Genomic DNA, 13,626 nt, shown 5'->3' on the forward strand with positions numbered 1-13,626 from the left:
ATGTAAACGCTTTTTTAATGCCAATTGGTTAGGGAGGGCAGCAAATACTACTGATACCGAGACTTTGCTAAGGAAAAAATAATTTTACTAAGAAGTACATAAAAGCTTTTACTTTTTTGAAAAAATGTTTGCAAATATTATGGGCAATTGTTCAAGTAACTGATAAACTAGGAGTGTAGTTTGATGTAAGCGAATTCACAAAAAAGAGGAGAGACTAAATAATGAAATTAACCCAAGCACAATTAGCCAAGTACATGGACCACACGATGCTGAAGCCTGAGGCCACTGCTGACATGATTGACAAGGCGGTTGAAGAAGCCCGTAAGTACAATACCGCTTCCGTATGTATTAACCCATACTGGGTCAAGCGTGTTCACAAAGGCCTACAGGGCACGGACATCAATACCTGCACGGTGATTGGGTTCCCTCTGGGCGCCACCTCAACGGCCAGCAAGGTCTTTGAAACCAAGAAGGCAATTGAAGACGGGGCTGATGAAATCGACATGGTAATCAATATTGGTGAATTGAAGGGAAAGAACGACCAAGCCGTAGAAGATGACATCCGGGCTGTGGCCGAAGCAACCCACGAAAAGGGCAAACTATTAAAGGTCATCATCGAAAACTGCCTGCTGACCAACGAAGAGAAGACCCGGGCATGCAAGTTGACTGTTAAGGGCGGCGCAGACTTTGTTAAGACGTCGACCGGCTTCTCCACTTCCGGTGCCAAGGCCCAAGACGTTAAGCTGATGCGGGAAGCCGTTGGTCCAGACTTTAAGATCAAGGCTGCTGGCGGGATCCACAGCCTGGCCGAAGCCTACGACATGATTGAGGCTGGTGCTAACCGGCTCGGGGTTTCCGCTTCCGTTAAAATTCTGGAAGAAGCTGCTAAGCAAGACTAACTTTTACTGTCGACCTGATTGTGAATGGATACTGGAGGGGTCAAGATGTCATATAAACGTGTATTTGTTATTGTAATGGACTCGGTTGGTACTGGTGCGGCGCACGATGCAGATAAGTTCGATGATGTTGGGTCAGATACGTTAGGCCACGTTGGTGAATACTACAAGGGCAAATTAGCCCTGCCAAACCTGGCTAAGATGGGAATCAGTAACCTCCGAGATACGCCAATTGAAGGGGTACCGGTCGCTGACCCCGCCATCGGGGACTTCGGTAAGATGGAAGAAATCTCCGCTGGTAAGGACAGCATGGACGGCCACTGGGAAATGATGGGGCTGCCAGTAATGAAGCCACTGTCGACATTCCCGAACGGCTTCCCACAGGAAATTGTTGATAAGCTGGAGAAGTTCTCTGGACGAAAGGTCATTGTCAACAAGCCTTACTCCGGAACAGAAGTTATCCACGACTACGGTGAACGGCAGATGAAGACTGGTGAACTGATTCTCTACACATCTGGGGATTCCGTGATGCAGATTGCCGCCCACGAAGACGTGATTCCGGTCAAGGAACTCTACAAGATCTGTGAATACGCTCGGACCCTGGTCAACGTCCCAGAATACACCGTGGGACGGATTATCGCCCGGCCATACGTCGGCCCCGACAAAGACCACTTCACCCGGACCGCTAACCGGCACGACTTCAGTCTGAAGCCGATTGGTGAGACCGACATGGACCGCTTGCGGGCAGCTGGTTACGACGTGATCGGGGTTGGTAAGATCAACGACATCTTCTCTGGTCAAGGGATTGACAAGGGCTACCACAATGAAAGCAACATGGACGGGATGGACCACGTTGACGAGGTAATGAAGCAGGACTTCACTGGTTTCTGCTTCACCAACCTGGTGGACTTTGATGCCATGTACGGCCACCGGCGGAATCCAAAGGGCTTTGGTCAGGCCCTGATGGACTTTGACAAGCGCTTGGGAACGGTTCTCAAGGAAATGAAGCCGGACGACCTGCTGATGATCACCGCCGACCACGGTAACGACCCCGGCTTCCGGGGGACCGACCATACCCGTGAGAACGTCCCACTGCTGGTTTACTCCCCATCGATGAAGAAGAGTAACCAGTCACTCGGCCTACGGAAGACCTTCTCTGACCTCGGGGCAACCATTTTAGAGAACTTCAACGTGGACGCCGTACGCGGGACCAGCTTCTACAAGGAAATTAGTAACGACTAAACGCGGTTAAGAGGAAAGGGGCGCTGACGATGCGAATGGTCGACGTTATTGACGCTAAACGGAATGGGAAGACCTTAACTGATGACCAACTGCAGTTCTTCGTGGACGGGGTGGTTGACGGATCAATTCCTGACTACCAGGTCTCAGCTCTGCTAATGGCCATCTACTTCCAGGGGATGACCAGTGCAGAACAGACGAGCCTGACGATGAAGATGATGCACTCGGGTGAACACCTGGACTTAAGCAAGATTCCCGGAGTGAAGGTCGATAAGCACTCAACAGGTGGCGTTGGTGACAAGGTCAGCCTGCCCCTTGCGGCGATGGTTGCCGCTACCGGCATCCCAGTACCAATGATTTCCGGTCGGGGCCTGGGCCATACAGGTGGGACCCTTGATAAACTAGAAGCCATTCCCGGATTTAAGGTTGAAATCAGTGAACAGGCCTTTATTGACCAAGTCGCCCGGGAAAAATTAGCCATTGTTGGGGCCACTGGCGAAGTGGCGCCCGCGGACAAGAAGATCTATGCCTTGCGGGACGTCACCGACACGGTGGATTCGATTCCCCTGATTGCCAGCTCAATCATGAGTAAGAAGATAGCTTCGGGAACAGACGCCCTGGTGATTGACGTTAAAACCGGTGCCGGGGCCTTCATGAAGACCCTGGACCAGTCGCGGGCCCTGGCCCACGCCCTGGTCGACATTGGCAAGCAGGCCGGCCTTCAGTGCATGGCAGTGATTTCCGACATGAACCAGCCGCTGGGCAACAAGGTCGGCAATGCCCTTGAAATTGAAGAGTCAATCGACGTGCTCAAGGGAAAGGGCCCGGCTGACCTGACCGAACTGGTTTTGACACTAGGAAGCTACATGGTCGTAATGGGTGGTAAGGCCCAGACACCAAAAGCCGCCCGCCAACTGCTGGAAGAAGTAGTTACCGGAAGTAGTTACCGATGGGACAGCCTTGGACCGCTTCAAGGCGATGGTAATTGCCCAGGGTGGCGACCCCCGGGTGATTGATGACTACACCGTAATGCCCCAGGCGAAGTACCAAATTCCGTACCGGGCCAAGCATGACGGGGTGGTAAGCAAACTGGCGGCCGACGACCAGCTGGACTACAGTGTGGGGATTGAACTCCACCATAAGTTGGGTGACCAGGTCAAGGCCGGTGATACCTTGTTGACCATTTATAGCAACCAGGAGAAGGTACCGGCGGTCGAAAAGTTGCTCGACGAAAGCATCGCTATCAGTGACCACTACGACAAACCGCAACTAATTCACGAAATTATCGAATAATTGAGGAGGAACAACGATGAGTACACATATTGGTGCCCAAATGGGCGACTACGCAGACACAGTTTTACTTCCGGGCGACCCGCTGCGGGCAAAATACATTGCTGAAAACTTCCTGGAAAATGTTAAGCAAGTTAACAGCGTGCGGAACGCCTTTGGTTATACCGGTGAGTACAAGGGCCACCGGGTATCTGTTCAGGGCTCTGGCATGGGGATCCCGTCCATGTCAATTTACATTAACGAACTGGTTAAGTTCTTTGGTGTGAAGACTATCATCCGGGTTGGCTCCTGTGGGGGAATTGCTCCGGATGTTCACCTGCGTGACGTTATTTTGGCCCAGGGTTCCTCAACGGACTCAGCAGTGACGATGAACACCTTCGGTCCGGGCTTCCACTACGCCCCATTGGCCGACTTTAAGCTCCTTGACTCCGCCTACCACGTTGCCGAAAAGCTGGGCATCGATGCTAAGGTCGGCGACATCTTTGCGGCTGACCGCTTCTACAACGACGAATTAGACATGGAGAAGCTGCGAGATTACGGTATTTTGGGAACGGAAATGGAATCTGCTGGACTCTATCTCCTTGCTGCTAAGCTCCACTTCCGGGCCTTGTCTGTCCTGACCGTCAGTGACCTGATCTTTGGTGAGGAAAAGACGACCGCCGAAGAACGGGAGAAGACCTTCAACGACATGATCAACATTTCTCTGGAAACGGCAATCGCTGGTAAGTAATGGTATATAATGGACCGGGGAAAAGCGGCCATTCAATGAATTAAATAAGGGCCTGCCACAGAAGCAATTCTGTTGCGGACCCTTATTTTAGTAAGGAGGAAATCAATGGAAAGTGATAATCAAAAGAAAATAAGCCAGGCCCTTAAGGTGGCCACCTTGTATTACCGGGAGGGTTATAACCAACAAGACATTGCGACCGAATTGAACATTTCCCGGGCAACAGTATCGCGCCTTTTGCAGTTTGGCCGTGACCAAGGGCTGGTAACCATTAAAATCAATAACCCCCTGGCCCCCCTCGATCAGCTGCGCACCCAATTACTGGGAAAGTACCCGACCCTTAAAAAGGTCATCATCGTTCCGGGCAAGGATAACCCCTTAGAAGAGGTGGGGATTGCGGCGGCCCGGTACCTTGAGGAAATTGTCAAGGATAATGACATCCTTGGCCTGGGTTGGGGCCGGACCCTCTACCACGTTGCCTTACACATTGCACCCAAGGATGTTACAGATGTCAAGGTCGTCCAGATGAAAGGGAGCGTTGCTAATACCGAGACGAAGAACTACGCGTTTGAAACCGTTAATACCTTTGCTAACGCTTTCCACACCCTTCCCCAGTACCTACCAGTGCCGGTCATCTTTGACCACGCTAAGACTGAAAAGCTGGTTGAAGATGATACCCATATTAAGTACATCCTTCGTCAGGGAAAGGAAGCGGACATTGCGGTCTTCACGGTGGGGACCGTTCGGGATTCGGCCCTGCTCTTTCGGCTTGGCTACTTTACGAAGGCGGAGCAGGAGAAGCTCCAAAGTGAGGCGGTCGGGGACGTCTTTTCCCGCTTTATTGATGCCCGTGGCCGGGTGGTTGACCACGACATCAACGAGCGGACAATTGGCATTGACCTTGTGGAGCTCCGGAAGAAGAAACACAGTGTATTAGTGGCGGCCAATGTTGCTAAGATCCCGGCAATTAATGGTGCTTTGACGGCTGAATACGCTAATACCCTGGTGATTGATCAGGAAAGTGCGAACAATTTACTAGCTTTTTCACCGAAATCTTAACTTTTTCTTGATTTTGTGTCTGATTCCTAGTAGCATTGACCTAACCAAAATTAAGGAGTGTGTATGATCAATGTCAAATTGGGACACAAAGTTTGCCAAAAAGGGCTTAACTTTTGATGATGTTTTACTGATTCCCGCCGAAAGTCACGTTTTACCAAATGAGGTTGACCTCAGTACCCGGTTAGCCAAGAATATTAAGCTTAATATTCCATTGATTAGTGCCGGAATGGATACCGTTACCGAAGGACCAATGGCAATTGCGATGGCCCTCCAAGGTGGCCTTGGCGTTGTTCATAAGAATATGTCAATCCAAGCGCAAGCAGGGGAGGTTGCCAACGTTAAGAGCGTAGTTGTTCCTGCTAACGCTACCCGGGCGGCGGTTGACGACCAAAACCGCCTGCTTTGTGCCGCCGCTGTTGGCGTCACCAGCGATACCTTTGAACGGGCAGAAGCTCTTTTGAAGGCGGGGGCCGACGCAATCGTGATTGATACGGCACACGGTCATTCTGCCGGGGTGCTGCGAAAGATCAAGGAAATCCGTGACCACTTCCCAGATGTTACCCTGATTGCCGGGAACGTTGCCACTGGTGAAGCTACCAAGGCCCTATACGATGCTGGGGTTGACGTTGTAAAGGTCGGCATTGGCCCTGGTTCTATCTGTACTACCCGGGTGGTTGCCGGTGTCGGTGTTCCCCAAATTACGGCTATTTACGATGCCGCTAGTGTTGCCCGTGAATACGGTAAACCAATCATCGCTGATGGTGGGATTAAGTACTCTGGTGATGTTGTGAAGGCCCTGGCTGCCGGTGGTAATGCGGTCATGCTGGGGAGCATGCTTTCCGGGACGACTGAAGCACCGGGCGATGTCTTTGAATATCACGGTGTTAAGTACAAGGCCTACCGGGGGATGGGTTCCGTCGGTGCCATGGCCCAGGCCCACGGCTCTTCTGACCGTTACTTCCAAGGTGGCGTGAATGAAGCCAACAAGCTTGTCCCTGAAGGAATCGAAGCTCGGGTTAAGTACAAGGGTGATGTTTCCGACGTTGTCTTCCAAATCGACGGAGGTCTGCGCTCCGGGATGGGTTATGTTGGCGCCCCTGACATCCCAACCTTGATTGAAAAGGCCCAATTTGTTCAGATCACTAACGCCGGACTGCGGGAGTCCCACCCACACGATGTTCAAATTACGAAGGCCGCTCCGAACTATAAATAAGCGTTAAATAATATAAGACGAGGGGGCTGTGACATAAGTACTTTTACCAAGTTCAAATACGAACAGCGCGGTACGCAAATGGGCTCCAGTGTCCGGTATAACCGAACTCTGGAGCCCTATTTGCGCTCGCGGGGGCGTGAAAACGAAGTCATAAATGACTTCTGTCACGCTCCCCTTTTCTTTTTTTCGTGTAATCATGCACGAGGCCGGGCAAACTGGTACAATCAGTATTGAAATCGGATGTATAATTTGGGGGACATAATTATGGATAATCAGGAACCACGGGAATATTTTGAACGGCGGCGTGATTACCGGCAACAAAATCAGGGCCCACATCATCGGGGATGGAAGATCTTTGGATTTATTATCTTATTACTGGTAGTCATTGCCGGAATTTACGGCTTAATTGCCTGGCATAATGTTAAGGTCACTACCAATGATATGTACACATCGGCGGGGGCGACCCGGCGACGGGATGGTCAGAAGGCCTTAGAGCAGCGGCGGCCAGTGTCCATCCTACTGTTGGGAACGGATACCGGGGCCCTCGGCCGGTCGTACAAGGGGCGAACGGACACCATCATGCTGCTGACGATTAATCCTCAGACCAACAAGTCGGAGATTGTCAGCATTCCCCGGGACATGAAGGTCAACCTTCCGGGTTACCCGGACGATTCGCCGGCCAAAATCAACGCGGCCTACACTTACGGTGGGGTTAAGGAAACAATCAACGTGGTTCAGAAACACTTCAATATCCCCGTTGACTTTTACGTCTTAGTAAACATGGGTGGCCTGAAGAAAGCTATTAACCAAGTTGGCGGGGTCACGGTCACCTCCCCGTTGACCTTTGACTACGAAGGGAGCCACTTTGAAAAGGGCCAATCCTACCACCTGAACGGCACCCAGGCTCTGCGCTTTAGCCGGATGCGGTACGACGATCCAAACGGTGACTATGGCCGGCAACAGCGGCAGAAGTTAATCATCAAGGCCCTTTTGAAGAAGTCGGTTTCTTACAAGACGGTCCTCAACCAGAAATTCCTGAAGTCCATTTCGGACAACTCCAAGACTGACCTGACATTTAATGACATGCTTCAGTTGGCCCAGCACTACCGGAAGGCAACGAAGAACATTGGTCAGGACCATGCCCAGGGGAGGGGTGACGAAGAGGATGGTCAGGCCTTTGAAGTAGTGCCTCGAGATGAACAACAACGGGTTTCGAACCTTCTCCGGAAGAGCTTGGGCTTGGAAACCGCCAACCTGGACGCGGATAACTAATATTTCCTTAAGACCGGGGCAAAATGATCGTTTTACCAGGAAAGTCAGCTATAATATTGAACTAGAGTATTTCGTAATGGCAGATTGCAAGAAATAACTTGAACGAATTTAGTGACGTAGATTAAGCAGGAAGATCTCGATTGGTGTATGCCAATTAAGACATTTAAGTGGCCGGGAATTCAAATACCAATTAATTTGAATCAGCTTGTGATCGCTTAACTCTTCAATGGCTTGGCCTTTGGGAATAAAGCGTTGTAAAACTCGGTTACGGTTCTCATTACTGCCGCGTTCATGTGGTGAATAAGCATGAGCAAAATAAACCGGAGTATCAGTTCGCTGCTCAATTGCCTGGTAGTTAGCGAACTCTTTACCATGATCTACGGTAAGCGTCTTGAGCTTGTCTTGAAGTTGACTAGCTAGTTCAAGTACGGCTTGAGTCATGGACTGACTGTCGCGACCATGGAGCCATTTAACAATTGTCAGGCGACTCTTACGCTCCACAAAAGTAGCCACAGCTTGACCTTTACGTTTGCCAGAAAGTACGGTATCAGCTTCAAAGTGGCCGAATTCCTGGCGAGTTTCGACTTTATGAGGCCGCTCCTCAATGGAGCGGCCGTGACTGAACGTACCACGCTTTTCTTTAGCACGATGACGACGAATCCCATGATCAGGCAAATCGGGCAACTGTATATCAAGCCATCCTTGATCAATCCAGTTATAGACCGTCTTGTAGGCAATTCCAACTACATGGGCAACTTGTTCAGGGGACCACTTCTGGACTTGAATCTTTTCTTCGATCAAGTGTTTAAGGTTTTTAGTGAGCGAAGACTTCTGCCCCCGTTGACTAACCTTGCGTTCAAAGTCAGTTTGCGCTAGCTCAGCCCGGTACTCACTATTTAGCCGGTGAAGTTCGTTAAAGACTGTGGTTTTACTAAAGCCTAAGTAGTTAGCGATGTATCGCAAGGAACGTCCTTCATTATGAAGCGTTTCAATGACAACACGGTTCTGGAATGATAAAATAGTGGTGCTCATCAAGGTCCTTCTTTCTAATGGATTGTGCGGTAACACCATTAAAGACCTTGATGGGTTTTTCTGTCCACTTAAATGTTCAACTTAAATTTTACAATCTACCTAATAAATAAGGAGTGGCCATAAGATGAAAATTTTAGTTGTTGATGATGATAAGGAAATTGTCCAATTACTGGAGATTTACATTCGTAATGAGGGCTATGAACCGGTTGCTGCATACAATGGTAAGGAAGCCCTGACCAAACTTAACACGACGCCGGATATCAACCTAGTCATCTTGGACCTGATGATGCCCGAAATGGACGGGATGGAGGTTATCAAGCAAGTCCGGAAAGACTCCGATATCCCAATCCTAGTGCTTTCTGCTAAGACTGCGGATATGGATAAGATCCAGGGCCTGGTTTCTGGGGCCGACGATTACGTTACCAAGCCGTTTAACCCTCTGGAAGTAATGGCCCGGGTAAAGTCCTTGCTGCGGCGGACCCAGGGTGAGGTCACCAATGACCAGCCGGACGTCTTAAATGTGGGCCCACTTATCATCAACAAGGATTCCCACGAGGTTAAGACCATCAAGGGAGATGTTATCCAGTTGACGGCCCTCGAATTTGGGATTCTCTACCTGCTAGCCAGTCACCCGAACCGGGTTTTCTCCGCCGACGACATCTTTGAGCGGGTTTGGCAGCAGGAGAGTGTTGTTTCCGCCAAGACGGTTATGGTCCACGTGAGCCACTTGCGGGATAAAATCGAAGAAGCCACGAACGGTGAGAAGGTCATCCAAACCGTTTGGGGCGTTGGCTACAAGGTTGAAAACCACTAATCTAATCACTTCCTGGGGGTAAAAGAGTGAAGTTAACGGGACGGGAAAAAAGTTCATTAATCTTTGAAGGGGTCGTGACCGTCATCCTGCTGGTCCTCCTCAACATGGCGATTATCACGATCATCCAGGACGTCATCCAGAGCAATCCGGGGGTGACGAACGGGATCTTCATGATCAAGCAGTCGCTGCGGGTCGGCCCACTACAAACGCAGATTTGGAGCTACCAGCGGATCCTAATTATCATCTTTGTGATTATCGACATTTGGGTCGTCTGGTGGCGGCTCCGGCGGCGGTACCACCTTTACCAGATGAACCACATCATTGCCGAACTCCACTACATTGCCCAGGGTCACCTGGACCACCGAATTCCCTTCCGTTTGAAGGGTAACCAGCAGCACGTGATCAGCTCCGTTAACGCCCTGGTTGATAGTGCCGTTAAGTCGATGGATGACGAGCGCAAGATTGAAAAATCCAAGGACGAGCTGATCACCAACGTCAGTCACGACTTGCGGACCCCGCTGACTTCCATCATCGGCTACCTGGGTTTGATTGAGGACAAGCAGTACCAAAACGAGGAAGATATCCTGAAGTACACCCATACGGCCTATGAGAAGGCCAAGCAGATGAAGAACCTGGTCGAGGACCTGTTTGAATACACGAAGGTCCAGCAGCACGGCGCCCCAGTCAACATCATGCGGGTTGACCTCAACCAGCTGCTTGAACAGCTAACGGCCAGTTTTGAGTTAGAGGCCCAGCACCGGGGGATTGAGATCACGTCAAAGGTGATTCCCAACCCACTGATGATTGAAGCCGACCCTGAAAAACTCGGCCGGGTATTTAGCAACCTGGTCGCCAATGCCCTGAAATACGGGAACGGGGCCAGCTACATCCGCCTGGATGCCCGCCAAAAGGCCGACCATGTGGTGGTGACAGTCGCCAACGATGGGACCCCAATTCCCAAGGCGTCGGTTGACCATATCTTTGAGCGCTTTTACCGTGCTGAAGCGTCACGGTCACGGGCAACCGGGGGTACCGGCTTGGGCCTGGCGATTGTCAAGAGTATCGTCGACTTACACCACGGAAGTGTCCGGGTAACGTCTAATGATGATGAGACAGCCTTCATCGTCAGTCTCCCCTTAAAACAAGTGAATAAATAATAAACAAAAGCAGAAAATTTCCCGGGAAATTTTCTGCTTATTTATATTCAAGCAAATTATTGTATGTTAGACTAAAAGGGCATTGTGTCGCCTTAATTATCAATATGTTGACATATAATTGGAGGAAATTCTGTGGCTAAAGCACAAATAAACCCAGAAAAAGCACGGTGGCTGGAGGTCCTCGGAATTGCCATGCCACTATGCCTAAGCTACATCCCTATTGGGTTAGCTTGTGGTATTTTGTTACATGCGGCAGGGTTCAACTTTATCATGACCCTCGTTGTATCAATCGTTGTTTTTTCTGGTGGAGCCCAATTTATTTTAGCTTCATTGCTGACGATTAACGCACCATTATCATCAATATTTGTGACCTTGTTCTTCTTGGAACTACGGTATGCGTTACTGGGTTCTAGTTTATCCAAGTACATTAAAAACGAATCTCAACACCTTATCTGGCTGTTTGCGGTTTCAATGAACGACGAAAACTACGCAATCAACTACCTGAAATTTGCAACAGATAAGAAGTGGACGCCAAAGGACGCCTTACTGGTTGAGCATTATTCACTACTTTCGTGGTCGGTGGCTAACATGGTCGGTGGCCTGATTGGGAGCACGATTTCAATCAACCTTGAGGTGGTCGACTTTGCCTTAACGGCCTTGTTCCTGTACATGATTGTGATGCAGGTTCAAAACCACCTGACCCTGTTAATCAGCTTGCTGACGGCAGTGCTGGCGGTCTTCTTCATGGTTCTGACGCACAACATCCTCGGGGTTGTGATTGCTACTTTGATCGCATCTTTCATTGGTTTTTTGATTGAGAACACTGTTCGTCACCACAGCAAGGTTCCGGAAAAGAACTGGTTCTTAACGAAGATGTTCCGACCGAAGATTACCCGGACGACGGTTGAAGACCAGCGGGAACACAGTGAGCTAAAAAAGCATGACCCGGTAGAACAGGGTAAGGACGAGACAAACGGTAAATAGTGGGGATAAAGATGGAACAACTACTTAGTAATGTACCGGTGTTATTTGCTGACATCGGTCACAATAAAATCTTATATCACCTGGTGGTAATTGTATTGGCCGCAATTGCGGCGTTCATTCCGCGGTACTTTCCAATTCTCTTCTTCTCGACGCGGAAAATCCCGGAATGGTTTAACGAGTGGATGAAGTACGTCCCGGTGAGCCTATTCACCGCCCTAGTTGTTAAAAACGTCTTCATCACCACCGCTGGTTATCACTTTGTGCCTTTTGGTCACGTAGAACAAATCTTTGCAGCCTTGATTGTAATGGTTATTGCCTACTTTACCCGGTCGATGTCAATCTCTGTGATCGGTGGGTTAGTTGCGGTCTGGCTGCTGAGCATGGTAATTTAATATTAAAGGTAATGATTATGGGTCAGCTTTTCGATTGTCAGGCAATCGGAAGCTGGCCCTTTTTTAATGTTCGTATTTTTAAAATAAACATAAGCGAACGTTCGGAATGGAAACACCTTAAAATTAGGGATTAATTAAAATTAACAATCCCCCTTGTTATTACACTAATGTCGTGATACCTTTTAAACACCGAATTAATCCGGATATTATTTGTTTATTGTTCGTATTTTTCAAAAAGGAGACGGGGTTAATGGTAAAGACAAGGAATCGATATGGAGTGGCCCTCGCGGGGGTTGTTCTTCACTTGATGATTGGTGGCGTCTACGCCTGGAGTGTGTTTACAAAACCAATTGCGCAGCAGACGGGATGGAAGGAAACGGCGGTCTCGTTTGCATTTAGTTTAGCAATCTTTTTCCTGGGAATGTCAGCGGCGTTCATGGGTCGGCTGGTAGAAAAGTTTGGCCCAACCGTTACGGGGACGATTTCCAGTATCTGCTACGGGAGCGGAATCGCCCTGACTGGGCTGGCGGTTCAAAGTCACCAGCTCTGGCTGCTATACTTGGCATACGGGGTTATTGGTGGCCTGGGTCTGGGTTCGGGCTACGTTACCCCGGTTTCAACCATTATTCGGTGGTTCCCGGACAAGCGGGGACTCGCAACCGGTCTGGCAATCATGGGCTTCGGTTTCGCGGCCCTGTTGACGGGCCCAGTTGCCCAACACCTGATGGCAGTTGTTGGCCTTGCTAATACCTTCTATGTGTTGGGGATCTTCTATTTTGTCGTGATGGTTATTGCGGCCCAGTTTATTAAAAAGCCACGGTCCCATGAGCTCCCGCAAGCAATTGCGGCAAATGCCCAACGGGTGAGCCTGACTGGCCAGGAACTGACGGCCAACCAAGCGTTAAAGACTCGGACGTTTGCTTTCCTCTGGTTCATGTTCTTTATCAACATCACCACGGGGATTGGCCTGGTTTCGGCGGCTTCACCAATGGCTCAGAACATGACGACGATGACTGCTGCGGCCGCTGCTGTGATGGTCGGGATCATCGGCCTTTTCAACGGCTTTGGTCGATTGGCCTGGGCAACCTTGTCGGATTATATTGGTCGCCCGCTGACCTACAGCTTAATCTTCGTGTTGGACATTGTGATGCTTTTTGTCCTCTTGTTCTTTAAGACACCGTTTATCTTTGCCCTGGCCCTGTGCCTGTTGATGTCGTGCTACGGTGCTGGCTTTTCAGTAATTCCTGCATACCTGGGGGATGTCTTTGGTACCAAGCAACTGGGGGCAATTCATGGCTACATCCTGACCGCCTGGGCGGCAGCCGGAATGGTGGGGCCCATCCTCTTGTCCTACACGCACCAGGTCTTACATAATTACTACGTCACACTGGTAGTCTTTGTAATTATTGATGCCCTGGCAATGCTCGTTTCCGTCTTGATTCAAAAGAATTTTGTTGCTCACCGGGCTGTTAAGGGAGTTGACTAGGTGTTGACTTTTGGCCTAATAGCCGTTATTATCATTACTAACAAATTTACCTTTAAACTAGTCCA

Annotated in this window: 12 protein-coding genes and 1 pseudogene; 12 read left to right on the top strand and 1 reads right to left on the bottom strand. The window is 49.7% G+C overall.

Going from position 1 to position 13,626, the window contains the following annotated elements; genetic code table 11:
- Positions 1-221: 221 nt before the first annotated feature.
- The 7 genes and pseudogenes from deoC to KZE55_RS00850 all read left to right on the top strand — a co-directional run bounded on the left by deoC (position 222) and on the right by KZE55_RS00850 (position 7,696).
- Positions 222-899, top strand: coding sequence for a deoxyribose-phosphate aldolase (gene deoC / locus KZE55_RS00820; RefSeq protein ID WP_222258508.1), 678 nt, complete (start codon positions 222-224; stop codon positions 897-899).
- 45 nt (positions 900-944) lie between these two features.
- The gene (locus tag KZE55_RS00825; RefSeq protein WP_222258510.1) at positions 945-2,138 is read left to right on the top strand and encodes a phosphopentomutase; all 1,194 of its coding nucleotides are present in this window, start codon (positions 945-947) and stop codon (positions 2,136-2,138) included.
- Positions 2,139-2,167: 29 nt separating this feature from the next.
- Positions 2,168-3,428, top strand: a pseudogene (locus KZE55_RS00830) (pyrimidine-nucleoside phosphorylase).
- 16 nt (positions 3,429-3,444) lie between these two features.
- A complete protein-coding gene (gene deoD / locus KZE55_RS00835; protein WP_222258512.1) occupies positions 3,445-4,155 on the top strand; it encodes a purine-nucleoside phosphorylase in 711 nt (236 codons plus the stop codon).
- Between the two features lie 105 nt (positions 4,156-4,260).
- Positions 4,261-5,211, top strand: a complete 951-nt coding sequence (locus KZE55_RS00840) for a sugar-binding transcriptional regulator (RefSeq protein WP_222258521.1) — start codon at positions 4,261-4,263, stop codon at positions 5,209-5,211.
- A gap of 70 nt (positions 5,212-5,281) precedes the next feature.
- The gene (gene guaB, locus KZE55_RS00845; protein WP_222258523.1) at positions 5,282-6,424 is read left to right on the top strand and encodes an IMP dehydrogenase; all 1,143 of its coding nucleotides are present in this window, start codon (positions 5,282-5,284) and stop codon (positions 6,422-6,424) included.
- A gap of 264 nt (positions 6,425-6,688) precedes the next feature.
- Positions 6,689-7,696, top strand: coding sequence for an LCP family glycopolymer transferase (locus KZE55_RS00850; protein ID WP_222258525.1), 1,008 nt, complete (start codon positions 6,689-6,691; stop codon positions 7,694-7,696).
- Between the two features lie 108 nt (positions 7,697-7,804).
- Here KZE55_RS00850 and KZE55_RS00855 read toward each other — a convergent pair whose 3' ends face one another.
- Complete coding sequence (locus tag KZE55_RS00855; protein WP_222258527.1) at positions 7,805-8,728, bottom strand: IS30 family transposase; 924 nt, start codon at positions 8,726-8,728, stop codon at positions 7,805-7,807.
- A gap of 124 nt (positions 8,729-8,852) precedes the next feature.
- On the opposite strand from KZE55_RS00855, the gene croR reads away from it, so the two are divergent.
- From croR to KZE55_RS00880, 5 genes are all read left to right on the top strand, one after another.
- Positions 8,853-9,542: a response regulator transcription factor CroR gene (gene croR, locus KZE55_RS00860; protein WP_222258529.1), complete on the top strand. Its 690-nt coding sequence runs from the start codon at positions 8,853-8,855 to the stop codon at positions 9,540-9,542.
- Between the two features lie 26 nt (positions 9,543-9,568).
- Positions 9,569-10,699: a sensor histidine kinase gene (locus KZE55_RS00865; RefSeq protein WP_222258532.1), complete on the top strand. Its 1,131-nt coding sequence runs from the start codon at positions 9,569-9,571 to the stop codon at positions 10,697-10,699.
- A gap of 132 nt (positions 10,700-10,831) precedes the next feature.
- Entirely contained in the window at positions 10,832-11,683 is an 852-nt protein-coding gene (locus KZE55_RS00870; RefSeq protein ID WP_222258534.1) for an AzlC family ABC transporter permease, read from the top strand.
- Positions 11,684-11,694: 11 nt separating this feature from the next.
- Entirely contained in the window at positions 11,695-12,075 is a 381-nt protein-coding gene (locus KZE55_RS00875) for an AzlD domain-containing protein (protein ID WP_222258537.1), read from the top strand.
- Positions 12,076-12,325: 250 nt separating this feature from the next.
- Positions 12,326-13,561, top strand: coding sequence for an L-lactate MFS transporter (locus KZE55_RS00880; protein ID WP_222258539.1), 1,236 nt, complete (start codon positions 12,326-12,328; stop codon positions 13,559-13,561).
- The last annotated feature ends 65 nt before the right edge of the window (positions 13,562-13,626 follow it).

The sequence above is a fragment of the Limosilactobacillus panis genome, from assembly GCF_019797825.1.
GTDB lineage: Bacteria > Bacillota > Bacilli > Lactobacillales > Lactobacillaceae > Limosilactobacillus > Limosilactobacillus panis_A.

Excerpts from the sequence above, each read along its gene's own strand:
- KZE55_RS00880 (WP_222258539.1), top strand. The coding sequence starts at position 12,326 with ATGGTAAAGACAAGGAATCGATATGGAGTGGCCCTCGCGGGGGTTGTT.
- deoC (WP_222258508.1), top strand. The coding sequence starts at position 222 with ATGAAATTAACCCAAGCACAATTAGCCAAGTACATGGACCACACGATG.
- croR (WP_222258529.1), top strand. The coding sequence starts at position 8,853 with ATGAAAATTTTAGTTGTTGATGATGATAAGGAAATTGTCCAATTACTG.
- KZE55_RS00840 (WP_222258521.1), top strand. The coding sequence starts at position 4,261 with ATGGAAAGTGATAATCAAAAGAAAATAAGCCAGGCCCTTAAGGTGGCC.
- KZE55_RS00850 (WP_222258525.1), top strand. The coding sequence starts at position 6,689 with ATGGATAATCAGGAACCACGGGAATATTTTGAACGGCGGCGTGATTAC.
- KZE55_RS00875 (WP_222258537.1), top strand. The coding sequence starts at position 11,695 with ATGGAACAACTACTTAGTAATGTACCGGTGTTATTTGCTGACATCGGT.
- deoD (WP_222258512.1), top strand. The coding sequence starts at position 3,445 with ATGAGTACACATATTGGTGCCCAAATGGGCGACTACGCAGACACAGTT.
- guaB (WP_222258523.1), top strand. The coding sequence starts at position 5,282 with ATGTCAAATTGGGACACAAAGTTTGCCAAAAAGGGCTTAACTTTTGAT.
- KZE55_RS00825 (WP_222258510.1), top strand. The coding sequence starts at position 945 with ATGTCATATAAACGTGTATTTGTTATTGTAATGGACTCGGTTGGTACT.
- KZE55_RS00855 (WP_222258527.1), bottom strand. The coding sequence starts at position 8,728 with ATGAGCACCACTATTTTATCATTCCAGAACCGTGTTGTCATTGAAACG.